At 71.2% G+C, this 19,888-nt stretch carries 16 protein-coding genes; 11 read left to right on the top strand and 5 right to left on the bottom strand.

Annotated elements, in window-relative coordinates; genetic code table 11:
- The first annotated feature begins 119 nt into the window (after positions 1–119).
- Both htpX and ACFYX0_RS15660 read left to right on the top strand, forming a co-directional pair.
- Positions 120–1,040 carry a zinc metalloprotease HtpX gene (htpX, locus tag ACFYX0_RS15665; RefSeq protein ID WP_311690653.1) on the top strand — a complete coding sequence of 307 codons (921 nt, stop codon included), beginning with the start codon at positions 120–122 and terminating at the stop codon, positions 1,038–1,040.
- A 3-nt stretch (positions 1,041–1,043) separates the two neighbouring features.
- Positions 1,044–1,667, top strand: a complete 624-nt coding sequence (locus ACFYX0_RS15660; protein ID WP_388970551.1) for a hypothetical protein — start codon at positions 1,044–1,046, stop codon at positions 1,665–1,667.
- Between the two features lie 19 nt (positions 1,668–1,686).
- Here ACFYX0_RS15660 and ACFYX0_RS15655 read toward each other — a convergent pair whose 3' ends face one another.
- Together ACFYX0_RS15655 and ACFYX0_RS15650 are read right to left on the bottom strand one after the other, a co-directional pair.
- On the bottom strand, positions 1,687–1,962 hold the full coding sequence (locus ACFYX0_RS15655; RefSeq protein ID WP_355916753.1) for a hypothetical protein: 276 nt from the start codon (positions 1,960–1,962) through the stop codon (positions 1,687–1,689).
- Positions 1,963–2,576: 614 nt separating this feature from the next.
- Positions 2,577–2,891, bottom strand: a complete 315-nt coding sequence (locus ACFYX0_RS15650; RefSeq protein ID WP_388970549.1) for a hypothetical protein — start codon at positions 2,889–2,891, stop codon at positions 2,577–2,579.
- 220 nt (positions 2,892–3,111) lie between these two features.
- On the opposite strand from ACFYX0_RS15650, the gene ACFYX0_RS15645 reads away from it, so the two are divergent.
- The 6 genes from ACFYX0_RS15645 (at position 3,112) to ACFYX0_RS15620 (ending at position 9,614) form a co-directional block, all read left to right on the top strand.
- Complete coding sequence (locus ACFYX0_RS15645) at positions 3,112–3,471, top strand: arsenate reductase family protein (RefSeq protein WP_388970547.1); 360 nt, start codon at positions 3,112–3,114, stop codon at positions 3,469–3,471.
- Positions 3,472–3,606: 135 nt separating this feature from the next.
- Positions 3,607–4,347, top strand: a complete 741-nt coding sequence (locus ACFYX0_RS15640) for a hypothetical protein (RefSeq protein ID WP_388970545.1) — start codon at positions 3,607–3,609, stop codon at positions 4,345–4,347.
- 436 nt (positions 4,348–4,783) lie between these two features.
- The gene (gene glnII / locus ACFYX0_RS15635) at positions 4,784–5,815 is read left to right on the top strand and encodes a glutamine synthetase (RefSeq protein WP_388970543.1); all 1,032 of its coding nucleotides are present in this window, start codon (positions 4,784–4,786) and stop codon (positions 5,813–5,815) included.
- A 354-nt stretch (positions 5,816–6,169) separates the two neighbouring features.
- Positions 6,170–6,796 (top strand): winged helix-turn-helix domain-containing protein, encoded by a 627-nt coding sequence (locus ACFYX0_RS15630; protein ID WP_388970541.1) that lies wholly within the window; start codon positions 6,170–6,172, stop codon positions 6,794–6,796.
- A 72-nt stretch (positions 6,797–6,868) separates the two neighbouring features.
- Positions 6,869–7,897 (top strand): NAD-dependent epimerase/dehydratase family protein, encoded by a 1,029-nt coding sequence (locus ACFYX0_RS15625; RefSeq protein WP_388970539.1) that lies wholly within the window; start codon positions 6,869–6,871, stop codon positions 7,895–7,897.
- A gap of 202 nt (positions 7,898–8,099) precedes the next feature.
- Positions 8,100–9,614, top strand: a complete 1,515-nt coding sequence (locus ACFYX0_RS15620) for a DUF1996 domain-containing protein (RefSeq protein ID WP_388970537.1) — start codon at positions 8,100–8,102, stop codon at positions 9,612–9,614.
- Between the two features lie 162 nt (positions 9,615–9,776).
- On the opposite strand, the gene ACFYX0_RS15615 is transcribed toward ACFYX0_RS15620, so the two are convergent.
- Positions 9,777–10,205: a hypothetical protein gene (locus tag ACFYX0_RS15615; protein ID WP_355916773.1), complete on the bottom strand. Its 429-nt coding sequence runs from the start codon at positions 10,203–10,205 to the stop codon at positions 9,777–9,779.
- Positions 10,206–10,390: 185 nt separating this feature from the next.
- On the opposite strand from ACFYX0_RS15615, the gene ACFYX0_RS15610 reads away from it, so the two are divergent.
- From ACFYX0_RS15610 to ACFYX0_RS15600, 3 genes are all read left to right on the top strand, one after another.
- A complete protein-coding gene (locus ACFYX0_RS15610; protein ID WP_388970535.1) occupies positions 10,391–10,894 on the top strand; it encodes a tetratricopeptide repeat protein in 504 nt (167 codons plus the stop codon).
- Between the two features lie 88 nt (positions 10,895–10,982).
- Entirely contained in the window at positions 10,983–12,965 is a 1,983-nt protein-coding gene (locus ACFYX0_RS15605; protein WP_388970533.1) for a hypothetical protein, read from the top strand.
- A 119-nt stretch (positions 12,966–13,084) separates the two neighbouring features.
- Positions 13,085–13,774 (top strand): TetR/AcrR family transcriptional regulator, encoded by a 690-nt coding sequence (locus tag ACFYX0_RS15600; RefSeq protein ID WP_355916781.1) that lies wholly within the window; start codon positions 13,085–13,087, stop codon positions 13,772–13,774.
- Positions 13,775–13,778: 4 nt separating this feature from the next.
- Here ACFYX0_RS15600 and ACFYX0_RS15595 read toward each other — a convergent pair whose 3' ends face one another.
- Both ACFYX0_RS15595 and pulA read right to left on the bottom strand, forming a co-directional pair.
- On the bottom strand, positions 13,779–14,135 hold the full coding sequence (locus ACFYX0_RS15595; RefSeq protein WP_311690626.1) for a 5-carboxymethyl-2-hydroxymuconate Delta-isomerase: 357 nt from the start codon (positions 14,133–14,135) through the stop codon (positions 13,779–13,781).
- A 125-nt stretch (positions 14,136–14,260) separates the two neighbouring features.
- Complete coding sequence (pulA, locus tag ACFYX0_RS15590) at positions 14,261–19,672, bottom strand: pullulanase-type alpha-1,6-glucosidase (protein ID WP_388970531.1); 5,412 nt, start codon at positions 19,670–19,672, stop codon at positions 14,261–14,263.
- Positions 19,673–19,888 lie beyond the last annotated feature (216 nt).

The raw sequence follows: 19,888 nt of genomic DNA, 5'->3' as shown, positions 1-19,888 counted from the left end.
ACGGCCGCCTTACCGCCGGACGGGTATAGGCCGACCGGACCAACCAAATACCACTAGGCTAAACGGCCTAAAAACACCTAAATCATGATAGACCCGTGCCTGACTGCGGGGTGATGCAGATGCAGAGCCGCTTCCGGAGCGATCGGCGCCTGACCGTGCGGATGACGGTCACGCTGTTCCTGCTGGGACTGCTGTACGTGGGCTTCATCGCGGCGTTGATCACGCTGCTGAGGTCCTGGGTACTGGTCGTCGTCCTGGTGGGCGCGATGTTCGTGGCGCAGTTCTGGTTCTCCGACCGGATCGCGCTGTTCGCCATGCACGGGCGGGTCGTGGAGCGCGAGCAGTATCCCGAGCTGCACGCGGTGGTCGACCGGCTGTGCGCGATCGCGGACATGCCGAAGCCGGTGGTGGCCGTGTCCGATATGGACATGCCGAACGCGTTCGCGACCGGGCGCAATCCCGACCATGCCGTGGTCTGTGTGACCACGGGCCTGCTACGGCGGCTGGACCCCGCCGAGCTGGAGGGTGTGCTCGCGCACGAGCTGTCGCATGTGGCGCACAAGGACGTCGCCGTGATCACGGTCGCGTCCTTCCTCGGCGTGATCGCGGGACTGATCGTGCGGTTCGCCTTCTACTCCCAGCTCTTCGGCGGCGGCCGCCGGGACCAGAACACCGCGGCCGTGTTCGCCGCCGTGCTGGGCGTCTCGGCCGCCGTGTACGCGATCAGCTTCCTGCTGATCCGGGCGCTGTCCCGGTACCGGGAGCTGGCGGCCGACCGGGCGGCGGCACATCTGACCGGGCGTCCCTCGGCACTGGCCTCCGCGCTGACCAAGGTCACCGGGGACATCGCCCGGATCCCGTCCGAGGATCTGCGCACGGCCCAGGCCTTCAACGCCTTCTACTTCACCCCGGCGACCGGCAAGGAGCCCGGCATCGAGCGGTTCTTCTCCACCCACCCGACCCTTCAGCAGCGGCTGGACCAGCTGGGGCGGATCTCCGCCGAGCTGGGTGAGGCCACCGCGCCGGGGAAGGCGGGCTGAACCTTGGGGCTGCTGGACATCCTGCTGGGCCGTACCAAACCCGTCGCACCCGACCTCGACCAGCTGTTCGCGCTGCCGTCGGCGGCCGTGACGCTCCAGGCGGCGGCCGGGTTCACGCCGACCGGCGGCGGCGCGGTGTGCTTCGCCACGGTGGAGGGCGGGGCCTTCGAGCAGACCCATCGGGAAGTTCAGGCCCTGCTGGACGCGGACGCCGACCGCACCGGTCCGCCCGTGGAACTCCGGCAGGACGACTACGGCTACTCCTGGCTGGTCTCCCAGCGGACCCCGGACCAGTTGCCCCAGCTGGTCAACGATCTGCACGCGGTGAACAGCTCGATGGAGGTCAACGGCTTCGGACCGCAGCTGCTGTGCTCCCTGGCCGGATTCGAGTACGTCTCCGCGAACCAGGGGGACGCCGGGCACGACGGGGGCCGGGCCGGCCGGAAGCTGGCCCTTGTCTACCTCTACAAACGCGGCACCTTCTACCCCTTCGCCCCGCTGCCCGGCTCCGCCCAGAGCCGGGACAGCGCGCTGGAGTTGCAGGTGAAGGCGGCGCTCGCGAGCGACCTCAGGATCGAGCAGGACCTGAGCCGCTGGTTCCCGGTGTGGGGCGCCCCCGGTCTGTGACCGGCGGCGCCCCGGGGGCTCACTTGCTCTTCTCGCGCTCCTGACGGCGGGTCTCGAAGGGGCGCTCGCGGCGGTAGCGGCGCTCCCACTTGGCCTGCTGGTCACGGCGCTCGCGGTACTGCTGGTAGGTGGCCGCCGCCCCCGGGGCGGCCCCCGTGCCCGACGACGTCGAGGACGAACGACGTCCGTACTGGGCGTACAGGAAGAGCAGGACGGCGGCGGCGAGCCACCAGGCGTGGTTGGTGAACCCCAGGACGACGAGGACTACGGTTCCGACAATGACGATGGTGCCCATGACGGGCCTCCGTGCGTGGGTGAGTGGTTGTGCCAACGCTGTCCGACGGGTCGCTGGGGGCGGGCGGCCGTCGTAGGTGCGTAGAGAGTAGCCCTGAGTCCACCGGCTGGTACCGGTCCTTCGGAAAGCGGTGGTGGGCGGCTCCGGAACGCGTGTCCAGCGTAGGGACACGGTTACTCGCCGTGCATCCCCTTTTCGACGCGGTGCGTCCTCGCCAGGGGTGGCCGTACGGCTCAGCGCCTACGGGATCGATGTGCGCGCGCCCGGCTCGCGGGCCGCGGGTCCGTGGGGCCCCGGCCCGGGCGCGGGCCGTAGGGGCCTCTCGGGAACGGGCCCGTGCGGGTGGCGGGCCGGCCCGGGGGCCGGAGGCCGGAGCGCGGGGCGTGGTGCGGCACGGGCGCCGTCCGGGCTGACGTCGTAGGGGTGCGTCCGTGTCGTGCCATCGCCTCTCCCGCCTGTCCGCGACGGCTCTCCACACCGTCCCTGCCTCAGTGAAGGCATGGACGGGGGCCGCCCGCACGCCGGGGACGGCGCTCCGGGTGACGGCAGGCCGCCGACGGACGGGTCTCGCCGGGCGCCCCACGGCACAGAGCACCCGGCTCACCGTCAACGGCTCAACGGCTGTACCGCATCAGCGCCCGCACCATGTGGCACGTGGTGTCCGACGGCGGATGCACCCCGATCTGCTCCGCCGTGCTCCGGATCGTCTCGTTGCGGGCCTGGTTCGGCACGTACACCCCGGAGTCGAGCAGGGCGATCGCGAGGCGCATCGCCTTCAGACGGCGGTTGTGTGTGACGTACCACTCGCGCGGCCGTCCCGGAGGGAGCGGGCGCTTCTCCACCGGCGCGTACGGCAGATCCATGAGGACCCGCCTCCGGGCGGTGGACTGGGTCGGCTTCGACCTCGGCTTCGTTGCGGCAGCGGGCACGGGCATCCTCCTGTCGCGGTCAGGGAGCCGGCCGGACGTCCCGGCCACTCCCTCGAACACTGCTTCCAGTCTACTGCCCGGCACTGACATTCAGGGAGTTCGTCGAGCGCCATAAAAGCCCAGCTCAGCAAGGGAATTGGTGACCCGTCACACCAGTTTCAAGAGGGACGCATGAGGCGGCATCAAATTCGAACAAAGGGATTCGGCTACCGTGGGCCGCATGGAGATCTGGATCAATCCGGCCTGCTCGAAGTGCCGCAGCGCCCTCACCCTGCTCGACGCCGAGGGCGCCGACTACACGGTCCGCCGCTATCTGGATGACGTCCCCACCGAGGACGAGATCCGCGACGTACTGACGCGGCTCGGCCTCGAACCCTGGGACATCACCCGCACCCAGGAGGCCGACGCCAAGGAACTCGGCATGAAGGAGTGGGCGAGGGACGACGCGAACCGCGACCGCTGGATGCGCGCGCTCGCCGAGCACCCCCGGCTCATCCAGCGGCCGATCATCACCGCCGACGACGGGACGGCCGTGGTCGGCCGCACGGACGAGGCGGTACGGGACGCCCTGTCCCGCTGAGCCACAACTCCCACGTGACCCACGTCACTTCAGTGACTCCTGTAACCGCTGAGTAACCCAGTTCGGGATCTCGTACATAGCGGCGTACCTTTCGCGACCGGCCGTCGACAAGGCGGCCGGGGACAGGAGGCGCGCATGTCGCGTAGGAGAACCCTCAGCCCCAAGAAGAAGATCGCGCTGGCAGTCACCGCCGTCGCCGTGGCGGGCAGCGGGGCCTTCGCCCTCGCGGCCACCTCGAACGCGGCCAACGTGCAGACCGCGGCCACCTCGACGGTCTGCAAGGGACTCGCCACCGCACTCGGCAACAACGAGTCGTTCATCGCCGGGCAGAAGGCCAAGCCGGACGCCCAGTCGGCGGCACGCATCGCCAACCGCGAGGCCGTCATCGCCCAGATCAAGGTCCAGCAGCAGGCGTCGGACTGTCAGGTCGGGGAGTCCGTGCAGGCGGGCGGGGCGGCGCAGGCCGGTGGCGCGGCGCAGGCCGGTGGCGCGGCGCAGGCCGGGGGGTCGGCTCAGGACCCTCAGGCCGGGCAGTCCGCGTCCACCCCGCCGGCGAACACCGCTCCCGCGCAGGGCGCGGGGAACAACGGCGCCGCGGGCAACGCCGGCAACGCCGGTGCCGCCTCGGGCCAGCAGGTCTGCAAGGGCTCGACCGTGACGCTGTCCGGCGAGGCCGGCGCCCCGGCGGCGTCCAGCAACCAGTTCCCGGCGGGCACGAAGCTGAAGGTCACCAACCTGGACAACAACAAGTCCACGACGGTGACGGTCACTTCGGTCTCCGGCAGCTGTGTGCTGCTCAACAACGCCGCCTTCGAGCAGGTCCGCGAGCCCGGCAAGTTCCTGATCCGCCGTGCCGTGATCGAGAAGGTGGGGTGAGGTCAGCCCCTTAGGAACTCCAGGAGGCGGCGGTTCGCAGCCGCCGGGTCGCTGAACGGAACGGACGGGGGACTCCGCGTCCGGCAGCGGCCCGGCGGCGCGGACGGCCACAGGGCGGGGATCACGGGTCCTGCTGTTCGCGGCCACGAGCAGCAGGACCCTGGTGTGCGGCGAGCGCGGCGCGGCAGCGCTCGGACACGGCCCCCCGCCCGGGCGGGCCGTCGGTAACCGGGCCGCCGCCTCCTGGGGCATGCACCCGACCGATGTACGTGCCTTGCCGTCCGCAGGGACGCGCAGTCGCCGGTAACACGGGGTTCACAACCGGGCAATGGACGAGAAATCGCCTGTTGGCAGTCTGCGGGGCAGGAATACGCGGTGCACGACGGCGCCGCGGCACCCGCAAGTGCGCCAAGACCCACCCCGAAGGATGTGGCCCGTGGCCTTCAAGGCTGAGTACATCTGGATCGACGGCACCGAGCCGACGGCCAAGCTCCGTTCCAAGACGAAGATCATCACGGGTGCCCCCGCCGGTCTCGACTCTCTGCCGATCTGGGGCTTCGACGGGTCCTCCACCAACCAGGCCGAGGGGCACTCCTCGGACCGCGTGCTCAAGCCGGTCTTCAGCTGCCCGGACCCGATCCGCGGCGGCGACGACATCCTGGTGCTGTGCGAGGTCCTCGACACGGACATGGCCCCGCACCCGTCCAACACGCGTGCCGCGCTGGTCGAGGTCGCCGAGCAGTTCGCCGCGCAGGAGCCGATCTTCGGCATCGAGCAGGAGTACACCTTCTTCGACGGTACGCGCCCGCTCGGCTTCCCCGAGAACGGCTTCCCGGCCCCCCAGGGCGGCTACTACTGCGGTGTTGGCGCCGACGAGATCTTCGGCCGTGAGATCGTCGAGGCGCATCTGGACAACTGCCTGAAGGCGGGCCTCGGCCTGTCCGGCATCAACGCCGAGGTCATGCCGGGCCAGTGGGAGTTCCAGGTCGGCCCGCTCGCCCCGCTGGAGGTCTCCGACCAGCTGTGGGTGGCCCGCTGGCTGCTGTACCGCACCGCCGAGGACTTCGGCGTCTCCGCGACCCTCGACCCGAAGCCGGTCAAGGGCGACTGGAACGGCGCCGGTGCGCACACGAACTTCTCGACCAAGGCGATGCGCGAGGGTTACGACGCGATCATCACCGCCTGCGAGGCGCTCGGCGAGGGCTCCAAGCCGCTGGACCACGTCAAGAACTACGGCGCCGGCATCGACGACCGGCTGACCGGCCTGCACGAGACCGCCCCGTGGAACGAGTACTCCTACGGCGTCTCCGACCGCGGCGCCTCCGTCCGCATCCCGTGGCAGGTCGAGAAGGACGGCAAGGGCTACATCGAGGACCGCCGCCCGAACGCCAACGTCGACCCGTACGTGGTCACCCGTCTGCTCGTCGACACCTGCTGCACGGCCCTGGAGAAGGCCGACCAGGTCTGACCGACGCCCTACGGCTCCCTAGGGGGCGTCCACCGATCCGGTGGGCGCCCCCTCCGGTGTCCGATGCGTGGAAGAAGACTGCTGCCGGGCCCGGCTGTCTGCTTCAATGGGGCCATGGCCAGCCTCCAGGAGTGCAGCGCGACGGGTCGCCATGACCTCGAGCCCTTCTGGCCTTCCCGTCAGCACCACGACTTCGACCGGGTGTGTTGTCGCGCGCGGAACGCGCGGGCCCTCTAAAGCCGGCACCCCGGCCTTCGGCCAGCGCGCACGACGTACGTCCTCGACGACCCCGGCCACGAACTCGCGGTCGTCGGCCTCCCCGACGAACTCCTCGCGCGAAAGAGCTGACCTCTCATGGCGACCACTCGTTCTCTGCCGACCGCCACCCTCGACACCCCGGCGGCCCCCTCGGCCGGCTCCGCACGGCACCGGCTGCGTGCCGTCGACCGGGGCGAGGTCCCCGGCGTACCGGACTTCCTGCCGCCGGGCGCCACCTGGCTGCCCGTGCCCCCGCACTCCCTGCCCGAACTGCCGGGCCGGCCGCCGATGATCGGCTATCTGGTGCTCGTACCGGCCGACCAGCCGCCCTCCTTCGCGCCGGTCGCCGTACCCGCCCCCGCGGACGACACCCGGGCCGACGACACCCCGGCGGACGATCCCCGGGCCGCGCGAACCGCCGAACCCGCCGCCGGGGAACCGCTCGTCCGCATCGACGCCGCGCGGCGCACCGCCGAGGTGGCCGGACGGCCGCTCGACCTCACGTATCTGGAGTTCGAGCTGCTCGCCCATCTCGTGGCGCACCCCCACCGGGTGCACACCCGGGACCAGCTGGTGAGCACGGTCTGGGGCTACGGGCACGTGGGCGACGGGCGCACCGTGGACGTCCATGTCGCCCGGCTGCGCCGCAAGCTCGGCGCCGAGCACCGCCAGGCGATCCAGACCGTACGGCGCGTGGGCTACAAGTACACGCCGGGCCGCTGACCCCGCCGCCCCGGATCTTCTGTCAGCAGATCCGTGTTCCGCCCCGCGGGCCGGCCGGGCACAGTCGTCCGTATGAGACTTCTGGTGCTGGGCGGTACGGAGTTCGCGGGGCGGGCCGTCGTGGAGGCGGCGCTCGACCGGGGCTGGGAGGTGACCGTCCTCAACCGGGGGCGGCACCAACCCCCGTTCGGCGTACGGCAGATACAGGGGGACCGCACCGCGCCCGGCGGGCTCGCGGCGCTCGAACGGGATCGCGAGCCCGGTGAATGGGACGCCGTCGTCGACACCTGGTCGGGGGCGCCGCGCGCGGTGCACGAGTCCGCCCGGCTGCTCGCCGGCCGGGCCGGACGGTATGTGTACGTGTCCAGCTGCTCGGTCTACGCCTGGGCTCCCGATCCCGGCTACGACGAGGGCGCTCCCCTGGTCCAGGGGGCGGCGGCCGACGCGGAGCGGACCGCGTACCCGCAGGACAAGCTCGGAGGTGAGCTGGCCGCCGTGGCGGCGTTCGGTGCGCAGAGGTCCCTGCTGGTGCGGTCGGGGCTGATCCTGGGGCCGTACGAGAACATCCACCGGCTGCCGTGGTGGCTCACCCGGATCGCCCGGGGCGGTCCGGTCCTCGCGCCCGGTCCGCGCGACCTGCCGTTGCAGTACGTCGACGTACGGGATCTGGCGGAGTGGATCCTCGACGCGGTGGAGCGGGGGCTGAACGGGCCGTACAACCTCATGAGCCCGCAGGGCCACACGACCATGGGCGAGCTGCTGACGGCCTGCGTACGGGAGACGGGGAGCGATGCACGACTGTGCTGGACCGCGCCCGAGGTGATCCTCGACGCGGGCATCGAGCCCTGGACACAGCTGCCGGTGTGGGTGCCGCCGGACAGCGAGGCCCACGCGGCCCTGCACGGCGCGGACGTGTCGCGGGCGGTCCGGGACGGACTGCGCTGCCGGCCGGTGGCGGAGACCGTGGCCGACACCTGGAACTGGCTGCGGAGCGCCGGCCCGGACGCGCCCCTGCGGCCCGGTCGTCCGAAGGTGGGCCTCGATCGCGTGCTGGAGCAGAAAGTGCTGGCCGGTAAAGGCGAGAACGGCACCGAACATTGAATTGAATTCAAAAATACCCGAGATACCCTCCTCAACTCCCGTTGAAACAGGGGCCTCTGTGGCTCTTGCGCCCGAAATGGCCATACGAAGCTCTAAGTTTTTTCCGAGGCTCCTGAACACCCCTCACACCCCCTGCGTATGAGAGGACACCGCTTCACGCCTGTCGGGCGCCTCCGCCCCGAAAGGAAGTCAGAGGAGTTCCATGGGACGCAACACTCGAAAACGCCGTACGCCGCTGGCCACGAAGGCCATTGCCGCCTCGGCTGCCCTAGCGCTCGGTGGGGGCGGGCTGATCTGGGCGAACTACTACGCTTCGGCGCACGAGACCAACAACGCCTGGGGGGGTAACCAGACCAAGGCCGCGAGTGCGACGGTGGCGACCATCTCGTGCCCGGACGTCGGCCAGAAGCTGACGAACGTGCCGGCCGCTGCGCGCAACGGTGTGGCCGCGGAGCTCGCCAAGCTCGACAAGCAGATCACTGAGGCCTACGCCCGGCTCGCCTCGACGCGTCAGGCCCAGGCGAACGACGCGAACTTCGTGCAGAACGCGATCGTCGGTCCCCTCAAGGAGAAGCGGGCCGCGACGATCGACCGCATCAGAATCGACATCCAGCGGGTCGGCGGGTCCTTCAACCAGTCGCTGTCCCAGCTGGCCTCCTGCACGACGCTGAACACCAACCAGACCACCGCCGGTCAGACCGGCGGCCAGACCGGTGGCCAGACCGGTGGCCAGCAGAACAACGGCGGCCAGCAGCAGAACAACGGCGGTCAGCAGCAGGGCAACGGCGGTCAGGCCGGCAACGGCCCGGTGGCGGCGGACTTCGTCGACATCACCAAGGTCGCGCCGAACGTCCAGGGCAAGCCGGCCAAGCAGGGCACCGCCTCGACCGGTTCGTTCGTCACCCGCTGCGGTGTGAACGCGAACAAGAACCACAACACCGACAACGTCATCGTGGCGCCCGGCGTGACCAACGGCGCGCACCACCTGCACGACTACGTCGGCAACCAGAAGGTCAACGCCTTCTCCAGCAACCAGACGTTCCTGCAGGGCGGCACCAGCTGCCAGAACAAGAACGACCTGTCGGCGTACTACTGGCCTGTGGTCCGTATCCAGGACGGCACGCAGGACTTCGACCAGAACGCCGACGGCGGTGGCAAGGAAGGCAACGTCGGCCGGATCCTGACCCCGGTCCAGGCGCAGATCAAGTACGTCGGAAGCCCCGCCAGCAAGGTCGTCGCGATGCCGCAGTTCCTGCGCATCATCACCGGTGACGCCAAGACCACCACCAACGGTCTGGGCAACGCCAACGCGCACTGGAGCTGCACCGGCTTCGAGAACAAGGTCCAGCTGACGACGCAGTACCCGATCTGCCCGCAGGGCAGCAACGTGGTCCGCACGTTCGCCTTCCAGAGCTGCTGGGACGGTCAGAACATCGACAGCGCCAACCACCGTACGCACGTGGCCTTCCCCGACCCGGCGAGCGGCGTCTGCGGGAACGGCTTCAAGGCCATCCCCGAACTGACGATGCGCCTCGTGTACAAGATCAACCCGCCGACCATCGTGAACGGTCAGGTGAAGAACGCCTACGCGGTCGACGGCTTCCCGGACCAGCTCCACAAGCCGGCCACCGACCACGACGACTTCATCAGCGTCACGACCGGCGGCCTGGCGAACAAGATCGCCAACTGCATCAACTCCGGTCGGCAGTGCCAGTGACCCGCTGAGGCGGTGACCACTGAACGGTGATCCACTGAAGAAGGCCGGTGGCGGGATTCCCGTCACCGGCCTTCTTCGGCATGTGCTCCGCACTGCGGCCGGCCCTTCGCCGTGCGGCCCCGCGGCTCCCACCGCGGGGCCCCTGGCTCCTTCGCTCCTGGCTCAGCCGCTGTGCCCGGCGTGGGAGTGGTGGTCGACACCGATCTCGACATCGCCGCCGAGCGTGCCGCGCAGCGCCTTGACCACCCCGTTGTCCCCGACGGCGACCCACTTGCGGCCCACGAGGTAGTAACCGCCGTAGTCCTTGGCATCGTTGATCCACTCCCGCTGCCCCCGGTCGGTGGCGAAGGTGGCGAGCACGAACTTGCCGTCGGAGTTGATGCAGATGGCCTGCCGGATCTCGTCGGCGTCCGTCTGGATGTTCGGCTTGCACTTCACGTCCGCCGCCAGGTCCTCCAGGCTGCCGGTCGCAGTCGCCGGAACCTTGCTCTGGGCGGCGGCCGACCCGCCGGACCCGCCCGACCCGGCACAGCCGGTCAGCACCAGCAGGGCGACGGCCGCGCCGGCCGCCAGCTTCTCGCGCGTCCTCATGTCTTCTCCCGGTCGTTCCGGCCCATGCCACTGAAGGCCCCCGCGAGGACCCTGCCTTCTCGTACGGCTGGGACGCCTTCTGTGCTCAACGGCCGCCCGGCTCCCTGTGGGATCACGGAAATCCGGTGCCCCGCCCGGCACACGTGTGCGAAGGTGGGCGGCCTGACACGGGGCGAGGGGGAAGCGTGGACACGCAGGACTGGGACGAGCGCGTGGCGGCCGCGTGGGCGACGTTCGACGACTACGCCGAGGAGGACGCCGCGGACTTCCGGGCCGTGATCGACGCCCTCGCCGCCGAGCTGCCCGACGGCAGTCCGTTCGGCCCCTTCGAGCGGGCCTGCGCCTGGGACTCGACGGGCCACTCGGACCGGGCGGTGCCGCTGTACCGGGAGGCGCTGGCGCGCGGTCTCGACGGCTACCGCGGCCGCCGGGCGAAGATCCAGCTGTCCAGCTCGCTGCGGAACATCGGACAGGCCGAGGAGGGCGTCAAGCTGCTCACCCCCGAACTCGACGCCCCCTCCGACGAACTGGACGACGCCGTGCGCGGCTGCCTCGCCCTGTGTCTGTCGAGCCTGGGCCGTGACCGCGAAGGGCTGTCCCTGGTGCTCGGCGCGCTCGCGCCGCATCTGCCGCGCTATCAGCGGTCGATGGCGAACTACGCCCGGCTGCTGGTCGAGCCCGGCGACTGACCGCCCCGTGCACGCGCACGCCCGGGTACCGCTCCCCCGCGCTCGCCCGTCCAGGTGACCAACCACCGTTTCGCTCGTTCTGCTGAACGTGCAGTCACAGGACGTCGCCCCCCACCCCGCATCGGCCTCCGGTCCGGCCATCGACGTCGAGCAGGCCGAGGCCACGCTCGTCGAGCACTATCCCCGGCTCGTCCGGCTCGCCTATCTGGTGCTGCCGCCGGGCCTCGGCCGCAACCGCCGGGTGCTGACCGCGCACGGTCTCGTCCAGCGGGCACTGCCCCGGGGGCGCGCCCTCTCGGCCGTGAACCCCTCCCAGAGCGGCGGCCGGCACAGCGCCGGGGCATCCCACCGCTCCGGCGGTGCCGGAGGAGCCGGGAGCCAGGCGGAGGGCTGTGACGGCGACCCCGGGTACGCCCTGCTGCGGCTGCGCGTGGTACGTACGGCGCTGGAGGCGGGCCGCCCGCTTCGGGGCACGGCCTGGCCGAAGCGGCCCCAGCTGCCGCCGCTGCTGCCCCTGGTGTGGGGGCTGCGGCTGTTCCCGCGCTCGGGCGGCGCCGACGAACTCGCCTTGGACCAGCGGCTGTCCGCGCTGTCCGCCCCGGCCCGCGCCGCCCATGTGCTGCGCGGGCTGGAGGGGCTCCCCGAGGGCGGGGTGCGCCGGGTGCTGTCCGCGGCAGGGGTCGCGGACCCGGCGGCGGCGATCCGCGAAGCCGCGTCCGTACCGGCCGAGGACGCCCTGCTGCACTCCCCCGAGTTCGACCCGTGTGCGCTCCAGGCCCGGCCGACCGACCTGATGCGGCGCCGGCAGCACACCAAGGCCGCGCTCGCCGCCGCGGCGGCCGCAGCGGTGTGCGGGGCGCTGCTGACGGTGCCGAGCGGCGGCTGGGGCCCGGACGGCGCCGCCGCCCCCGCCGACGCGCAGAACCCGGCCGCCCGGGCCGCCCTGGATCCGGCCCGGGTGACCCGGGTGGCGCCCACCGCGTGGCAGACGTCGGCACGTACCGACTTCTCCGTGTGGCCCGCCCGCGGCGGTCTGACCGGCGACCGGGGGCTGCTGCGGCGCGCGCTCGCCGTCTGGGCGCGGCCCGGGGAGTCCGTACGGGTCTCGGCCACCCCCGGCACGCCCTCGGGCGGCCCCGCCGGCCCGCCGCAGCTGCTGTACGCGGGCCGGGTGGACGCGGCGCGCGTGGTGGTCCTCTACGACGGTCTGCGCATCGTGCGCTACGCCGAGCCGAGCAACGGCACGGACGGGGCCGCGCTCGACCTCGCCCGGGCGGACGCGGCGTCCGGGGCCGAGGCGGAGGCGCTGGTGCTGGACCGCGCCGATGGCAACGTCCGCTATCTGACGGCCCCTTGGGTGCGCGCGGCGGTGCAGCGGGACCTCGCGCGGCCGTCGGCCGGGGCGATGGACCTGCGCCCGGCGGACGGGGTGACCGCGCCGCTCGCGAGTCCGGCCCAGCAGAGCGGCTCGTGCGGGTCGTGGAACGTGCTGCAGCTGACGGACGGTTCGGGTACGCGGGTGCTGGCCGACCTCGGGGAGCTGATGCCGGCGCATCTCACCGTGGGGCGGCCGGCCGGGCCCCGGGAGGCGTCCGGGGCGGCGGACCTGCTTACCTGGGCACCGTTCGCGTGCTCGCTGGCGGCGGTGCGGTCGCAGGGCGTGCGGTCCGTCAACGCGTGGGAGTTCGCGCGGCAGTCGCTGCCGCACGGGTCGGGGGTCGCGCAGTGGGTGTGCACCCGGGCGGACACCTGGCGGGGCGACGCGCCGCGTGTGCTGGCCCAGTTCCGCACGCCGGGCGGGCGGTCCGGGGCGGTCGCGGCGCAGGCCGAGGGCGTCGCGGCGTGCGGGGCGAAGGATCCCCATGTGCTGGCCGGGGTGTTGTGGAAGTCGGCGGGGGGCGCCTGGTACCTGCTCGCCGCGGGCAGCAAGGACACCGTGTCCGTCCGGACGACCGGCCAGGTGAACGGGTCGGCGCGGGGCAGCCTGCTGACGGTGCGGACGAGGCAGGGTGTCCGGGCCGGGCTGAGGGGCACCCTAACCGATGGGAGGACCGTCGGCGGACTGCGGTGAGCACACACCGAACCGGCCCTCGGATCACGGGGGTACGGTGAGGGAGTTGTGCCGGAGGTGTGAACACACCACAGGGATCCGGCCGGTTCAAGGCCGGATTCGATCGGTAAGGTGTTCGTATGACTACCGGGGTACGCCGCAGATTGGGAGTCGAGGAGCGACGGCAGCAGTTGATCGGCGTCGCCCTCGAACTGTTCAGCCAGCGCTCCCCCGACGAGGTCTCCATCGACGAGATAGCGTCGGCCGCGGGCATCTCGCGCCCGCTCGTCTATCACTACTTCCCGGGCAAACTCAGCCTGTACGAGGCCGCGTTGAGGCGGGCCGCGGACGATCTGGCGAACCGGTTCACGGAGCCGCACGAGGGTCCCCTCGGGGCCCGGCTGCTCCGGGTGATGCGCCGCTTCTTCGACTTCGTGGACCAGCACGGCCCCGGCTTCTCGGCGCTGATGCGCGGCGGCCCGGCGGTCGGCTCGTCGACGACGAACGCCCTCATCGACTCGGTGCGCCAGGCCGCGTACGAGCAGATTCTCTCGCATCTGGAGATCGAGGAGCCGCCCGCGCGGCTGGAGCTGATCATCCGCTCCTGGATCTCGCTCGCGGAGTCGACCGCGCTGCTCTGGCTGGACGGCCGGCGCGTCCCGCGCGCCGAGTTGGAGAGCCAGCTGGTGCACGACCTCGGCGCGCTCACGGCCGTCGGCGCCGCCTACGACAAGGAACTGGCCGCCGTGGTGCGCCCCATGTTCGAGGGCGAGCCGGCCGACGGTCCCTTCGGTGACCTGGTCGCCCGGCTGATCGCCCTCGCGTCCTGACGGCTCAGGCGTCGAACCTCTGGTACGACGGGTCGAGGTCGCGCACCTCCGCCGAGGCGTGCAGCGCCAGGCCCTCGGCGGGCTTCACATACTGGCGCAGCAGCTCCAGCGCGGTCTCGGCGAGCCGCGCCCGCGTCTCCTGGGTGCGTCCGGCCAGCAGACCGATGGAGATGCACACGACGGCGTGCCCCTCGCTGTCGGGACCGACCACGGTGTCCTCGGTCCGGCGGAACTGGGTCTTGCAGGCCGGGGGCTTCGCCGTCGCGATCTCCACGGTGGCGGCATGGAGCGCCTTGGCGAACCCGGGCCGGTCGAAGTCCTCGGCGAGTCGGGCCGAGTAGTCGACGATGATCTGCGGCATGAGCACTCCTGTTCTACGACGACACGGCTCACCCTAGCCGCCGTGCCGCCCCTCTCCCCAGCGGCTCCCGCACAGCGCGGGGCCGGGCCCGCGAGCGGTCCCGGCCCCGCTGTCGGGGTGCGTCGTCACGCGCCCCGGGAGAACACCGCCACCGTGCGCGCCGGGACGGCGAAGGTGCCCGTGGCCGCCGCGTAGGCGGAGGTCTTCACCACCGCGTCCGCGCCGGCCGCCTGCACCGGGTGCAGCCGGTAGTGGGCCCCGGCGAGCGTCTGGACGCGCTGCTCCTGCCGCTCGGGCGTCGCGTTGAACACCACGACCAGGTCGCCGAGGGTCATGGTGATCACGCCGGGTGTCTCGTCCTTGCCGGACAGCGGGAAGGCCAGCCGGTCCTGCACCTGCGCGGCCGTGCCGAGGGAGAACGCCTTCTCGGTCGTACGGATCCTCAGCAGGTCCCGGTAGGCAGCGGAGGCACCGTCGATCTGCGGGCACCCCACCTTGACAGTGTCCAGCAGCGGCTTGGCGTAGGCCCACTTGGACAGGTTGTCGGCCGCCGTCGGCAGCCCGCGGCCGAAGCCGTTGCCGTCCGCGCAGTTCCAGTGGATGGCGTTGAACCAGTCGCCGCTGTCGAAGGAGTTGCGGTCCAGCGACTTCGAGCGCAGCAGGTCGGTGCCCGCCTGGGAGAGGGCCGGTCCCTGCGAGAGGGCGGCCGTGGCCATCGCCAGCACCTGCATCCGGGCCCGGTCCGGTGCGCTGGTGGACGCGGGCAGTTTGTAGGTGAGGGCGTCGAACAGGGACTCGTTGTCGTGCGCGTCCACGTAGGCGAGGGCGTCGCCGGGGGCGTCCGCGTAGCCGGCCGGGGCGCCGTTGTAGTCGATCTCCGCCCCGGTGACCTCCTTGCCGTCGTCGTCGGTGAAGCGGTACTTCGCGAGGTTGCCGGTCAGACCGACCTTGATGAGGTCCTGGTAGTGCAGCAGCCGGGCCTTCTGCTCGGCCGGAGTGCCGTTGGCCGTGGACGCGTTGGGGTCGGTGTACAGGCCGGACGCGAAGCCCTGGACGCCCGGGTCGGCGTCGAAGGGGCTGCCGCCGCGCACGGCGTCACGGGCGCGGTCGGAGAAGGTGGCGATGCCGGTGCCGGCCATGTTCTTCTGGGTGGCCTGGACGAAGCGGGCGTCGTTCGCGACCTCGCCGAAGTTCCAGCCCTCGCCGTAGAGGATGATCTTCTTGCCGTCGACCCCGTCCTTCGCGGGGGTCAGCGCGTCCAGCGCCTTGCGCACCGCGAGGATGTTGGCCTTCGGGTGGTGGCCCATGAGGTCGAAGCGGAAGCCGTCGACCTTGTACTCCCTGGCCCAGGTGACGAGCGAGTCCACGACGAGCTTGCCCATCATGGCGTTCTCGGGCGCGGTGTTCGCACAGCAGGTGCTGTTGGCCACCGAGCCGTCGGCGAGCAGCCGCTGGTAGTAGCCGGGCACGATCCTGTCCAGGACGCTGGTGTCCGCCTGGCCGCTCGCCGCCGTGTGGTTGTAGACGACGTCCATCACCACCCTGAGGCCGTCGTCGTTGAGGGACTTGACCATCGTGCGGAACTGGACCGTGCGTCCGGTGCCGTCCGGGTCCGTGGCGTACGAGCCCTCGGGGACCGTGAAGTGGTACGGGTCGTAACCCCAGTTGTAGGCGTCCTTCGCGGCGGTCGCGGCGACGCAGGCCTGCTGCCGGTCGGAGTCGGCGGCGTAGGAGGCGAGGTCGCAGCCAGGGGTCTGCTGCTCGGACTTCTTCTCGGGGATGGTCGCGATGTCGAAGGCGGGCAGCAGATGGACGTACGAGGTGCCCGCCTTCGCCAGCGCGCGCAGATGGCGGGAGCCGTCGCTCTTCTTGTCGGCGAAGGCGAGATAGGTGCCCTGGTCCTTGGCCGGCACGGTCTTGTCCGCGACGGAGAAGTCCCGGATGTGCAGCTCCTGGATCTGGGCGTCCCTGAGCGGCACCGCCTTCGGCTTCCTCAGCTGCGCCCAGCCGCTCGGGGCGAGGGACCGGTCGTTCAGGTCGACGACGAGGCTGCGCGCGGAGTCGGCGGTGAGGGCGAGGGAGTACGGGTCGGTGACCTTGTTGGTGACGATCTTCCGGACGCTGGGCGCCCACACCTTCACGACATACCGGTAGGGCTTGTTCTTCCAGGACGCCGGGCCCGTGACAGACCAGACGCCGGTGGTGGCGTCGCGCCGCATGGCGACCGTGGAGCCGCCCACCTCGAGCCTCACCGACTGCGCGGTGGGCGCCCAGACGGCCAGCGTGGGACGGCCGTGGTGGAACGTCGGCCCGAGATCGGCCTTCGTCGCGTCGTACACGTCATCGAGTACGCCGGCGATCTGGACGCCCGTCGCCGCCAGCACCGCCCCGTTGGCTGCCCGCTGCGAGGCGACGAGCTGGCCGCTCAGGGCCTCGCGCACCCGGCCGCGGTCGCGCGGGTCGACTGACCAGGCGGCGTAGTCCTTCAGATAGGGGAACTTCGCCTTCTGGGCGTCGGTGAGCGTGGTCCTCGACAGCCGCAGCCAGCGCTCGTCGTCGCTCGTCAGCGCCCCGTCCTTGACGGCGATCGAGCCGTCGTGGGAGTAGACCAGCTGGGTGGAGGCGGCGCCGTCGACGCCGTTCCAGGCGAGCGTGTTCCGGTCGATCCAGACGGCCTTCGAGGTGGTCAGGTCGAGGGCGGCCGAGCTGCCCGCGGGCTGCGGCAGCAGGTACTTCTCCTGACCGTTCAGCAACCACACCTCGTGGCCGTTCGCCTTCAGGTCGAGCGACTGGTCGGCGGCGAGGTCCTTCTCGTCGCCCTTGTGGATGATGTAGCTGAGGCTGGTGGCGCCGTCGGCGAGCGGCACCTCGAAGACCGCGCCGTACGCGTCGGTGCGTACCGGCTCGAGCGGGCTGGACCAGTCGGTGGGGTTCGCGGCGCCCGTCCAGACGTGGAGGCCCCAGCCGCCGTAGTTCCCGTCGGCGCGGTGGTAGTGGACGACCGCCTTGGTGGTGTCCTGCGGCGGGTAGTCGGCCGTCGGCTTCTCGGTGAGGACGGTCTCCTTGCCCTGCTCGACCCAGACCTCGCCCGTCTTGGTGACATCGATGGTGCGGTCGGCGGAGACGTCCTTGTCGCCGTTCTTGTCGATGACGAGGAAGCCGACGCTGGAGGCACCGGGCTTCAGCTTGACGTAGGCGAAGGCGCCGTAGGCGTCGCGGCCCACGAAGGGGTGGCTGTCCGGCCAGGTCGTCGCCTCGCCGTCGGCGAGGTCGCCCCAGGCGTACAGGCCCCAGTCGGCGTAGTTCCCGTCGGCGCGCTTGTAGTGGACGATCGCGTAGTCGCGGGAGGAGGCGGTGGGGACCTGTGGGGCCGGCGGGGTGCCGGTCGTGCTGTCCGCCGTCGCGCTCGCCGTGCGGCCCGCCGAGTCGATCACGACCGCCTTGTAGCGCAGGGCGGTTCCGGCCGGGACGTTCTTCGCGAGGGTCTGGGTGACCTTGTACGGGGCGTGGTCGGCGGAGCCGAGGGTCCGCCAGGGGCCGTTGCCGGTCTGGGCGGCGAAGACGACCCGGTCGAGCTGCCCGCCCTCGGCGTCGGCGGAGACCTCGACCGTGCCGGTGGCGCCCGCGTCCGGGGCCTTCAGGGTGATCGTCGGCCTGGTGGCCGGTGCGCCGAGCGGGCGGGCGGCCTTGAGGACGACGGCGGAGTAGGCCGGGACGGTGACGGTGACCTTGCGGTCGGCGTCGCTGCGGACCGACGCGTCCGTCCCGTGGATGCCCCGGAAGGTCATGTCCGCGGAGCCGGTGGCGACGGCGGCCGTCCTCTGCTCGCCGGCGTTGTTGAGGGCGACGAGGTACTCGGTGCCGTCGGTGCCGGTGCGCGAGAAGGCGTAGATGCCCGCGCCGTCGGCCGCGTAGCGCTCGGTCTGGACCCCGTCGGCGAGGGCGGGGTTGGCCTTGCGGAGCGCGGAGAGAGCGGCGATCTGACGGTAGAGCGGCGCACCCGTGTCGTAAGAATCGCTCGCGTGGGTGCGGTCGGTGCCGATCTCGTCGTCGTCCAGATAGTCCGCGACCTTGGAGGCGAACATCGTCTGGCGGGCGTCCTTGTCACCGCCCGAGCCGGTGAAGCCCTGCTCGTCGCCGTAGTAGACGACGGGGTTGCCGCGGCTGAGGAACATCACCTCGTTGGCGAACTCGTCCTTCTTCAGCAGCTCCGCGTCGGACGCCTTAGGGTTGTCCTGCTTCAGGAAGTACCCGATCCGCCCCATGTCGTGGTTGCCGAGGAAGGTGACCTGCTCGTACGCGTTGGCCTTGTCGGTCGTGTACTTGTAGTCGTCGGCGAAGACGCCCGCGAGTTTCCGGGCGCTGCCGCCCTGGGAGGCGTACTCCCGGGCCGCCTCCTGGAAGGGGAAGTCGAGCGTGGCGTCCAGGCGGCCCTGGGTGACGTACGGCGCGGTGACCGACGGGTCGGCGGAGTAGACCTCGCCGAACATGAAGAAGTTCCTGCGGCCGTGCGCGGCGGCGTACCGGTCGAGCGCGGTCGCCCACTGCGTCCAGAAGTCCATGTCGACGTGCTTCACGGTGTCGATGCGGAAGCCGTCGACGCCGAAGTCCCGCACCCAGCGCTCATAGATCTTCTCCATGCCGCTGACGACCTCGGGGCGCTCGGTCCACAGGTCGTCGAGGCCGGAGAAGTCGCCGTAGGTGGCGTTCTCGCCGGCGTAGGTGGAGTCACCTCGGTTGTGGTACATCGTCGGGTCGTTGAGCCACGACGGGACCTTGATGTTCTTCTTCGCGGCGGGCACGACGGGCGTACGCGGGAAGGAGCCGGTGCCGACCGGCGGGAAGCCCTTGGTGCCGTCCGCGTAGTCGGCGTCGTCGAAGGGCCGGCCGTCCTTGGTCAGATACGGGAAGGCGCCCTTGGAGAGATAGTCGTGCGAGGCGCCCTCGTAGGCGACGACGTCGGCGGTGTGGTTGGTGATGACGTCGAAGAAGACCTTCATGCCCTTGGCGTGCGCCTTGGAGATGAGGTCCGCCAGGTCCTTGTTGGTCCCGAAGTGCGGGTCGACCTTGGTGAAGTCGGTGATCCAGTAACCGTGGTACCCGGCCGAGGCGTCGGCGCCGGTGCCCTGCACGGGCTGGTTCTTGAAGATCGGGGCCAGCCAGATGGCGGTGGTGCCGAGGCCCTTGATGTAGTCGAGCCTCCGGGTCAGGCCCTTGAGGTCGCCGCCCTGGTAGAAGCCCTTGTCCGTGGGGTCGTATCCGGTGGCGAGCCGTGAACCGGTCAGACCGCCTCGGTCGTTGGAGGTGTCGCCGTTGGCGAACCGGTCCGGCATCACGAAGTAGAACTGCTCGCGCGTGTCGTCGTGCCGGCCGGGTTCGGCCGCCAGCCGCGCGTCGGAGGGCGGCGCGGGCGGGGTGGCCGCCCTGGCGGCGAGGGGCGGCAGGAGCGCCGCGGCGAGCGCGGTGACGGTGAGGGCCGTGACCCTTCTCCGGCTGGGGGTACGACGCCTCTGGGGCGTCGGCCATCTCGGTATCACAGGCGTGAACTCCTTGCGACTGCGGCTCAATCGGGTCCGACCCCTGCGCCGCGGGACGGCTGCGTCGCCGGGCGCCGGCGCGACCGTACCGCCGACGAAAGCCTTACAGCAAGAGTCTTGAAACTCACGGCAAGTACTTTCAGAGCCAATTCCGCCCGACCCGACTCATGGGCGGTGCAAGGCTGTTGGGCGCGGACACGACGGGGTGCCCTCCGG

It is taken from the genome of Streptomyces sp. NPDC002573 (assembly GCF_042889625.1).
Taxonomy (GTDB): Bacteria; Actinomycetota; Actinomycetes; order Streptomycetales; family Streptomycetaceae; genus Streptomyces; species Streptomyces gibsoniae.
Note: the sequence above shows the minus strand (reverse complement) of the source record. Positions and strands in the feature narration are given on the sequence as shown.

What these genes read in the sequence shown, in the direction of transcription:
- htpX (WP_311690653.1), top strand. Translation starts at nt 120, where the DNA reads ATGCAGAGCCGCTTCCGGAGCGATCGGCGCCTGACCGTGCGGATGACG.
- ACFYX0_RS15655 (WP_355916753.1), bottom strand. Translation starts at nt 1,962, where the DNA reads ATGGGCACCATCGTCATTGTCGGAACCGTAGTCCTCGTCGTCCTGGGG.
- ACFYX0_RS15645 (WP_388970547.1), top strand. Translation starts at nt 3,112, where the DNA reads ATGGAGATCTGGATCAATCCGGCCTGCTCGAAGTGCCGCAGCGCCCTC.
- ACFYX0_RS15640 (WP_388970545.1), top strand. Translation starts at nt 3,607, where the DNA reads ATGTCGCGTAGGAGAACCCTCAGCCCCAAGAAGAAGATCGCGCTGGCA.
- ACFYX0_RS15630 (WP_388970541.1), top strand. Translation starts at nt 6,170, where the DNA reads ATGGCGACCACTCGTTCTCTGCCGACCGCCACCCTCGACACCCCGGCG.
- ACFYX0_RS15625 (WP_388970539.1), top strand. Translation starts at nt 6,869, where the DNA reads ATGAGACTTCTGGTGCTGGGCGGTACGGAGTTCGCGGGGCGGGCCGTC.
- ACFYX0_RS15620 (WP_388970537.1), top strand. Translation starts at nt 8,100, where the DNA reads ATGGGACGCAACACTCGAAAACGCCGTACGCCGCTGGCCACGAAGGCC.
- ACFYX0_RS15615 (WP_355916773.1), bottom strand. Translation starts at nt 10,205, where the DNA reads ATGAGGACGCGCGAGAAGCTGGCGGCCGGCGCGGCCGTCGCCCTGCTG.
- ACFYX0_RS15600 (WP_355916781.1), top strand. Translation starts at nt 13,085, where the DNA reads ATGACTACCGGGGTACGCCGCAGATTGGGAGTCGAGGAGCGACGGCAG.
- ACFYX0_RS15595 (WP_311690626.1), bottom strand. Translation starts at nt 14,135, where the DNA reads ATGCCGCAGATCATCGTCGACTACTCGGCCCGACTCGCCGAGGACTTC.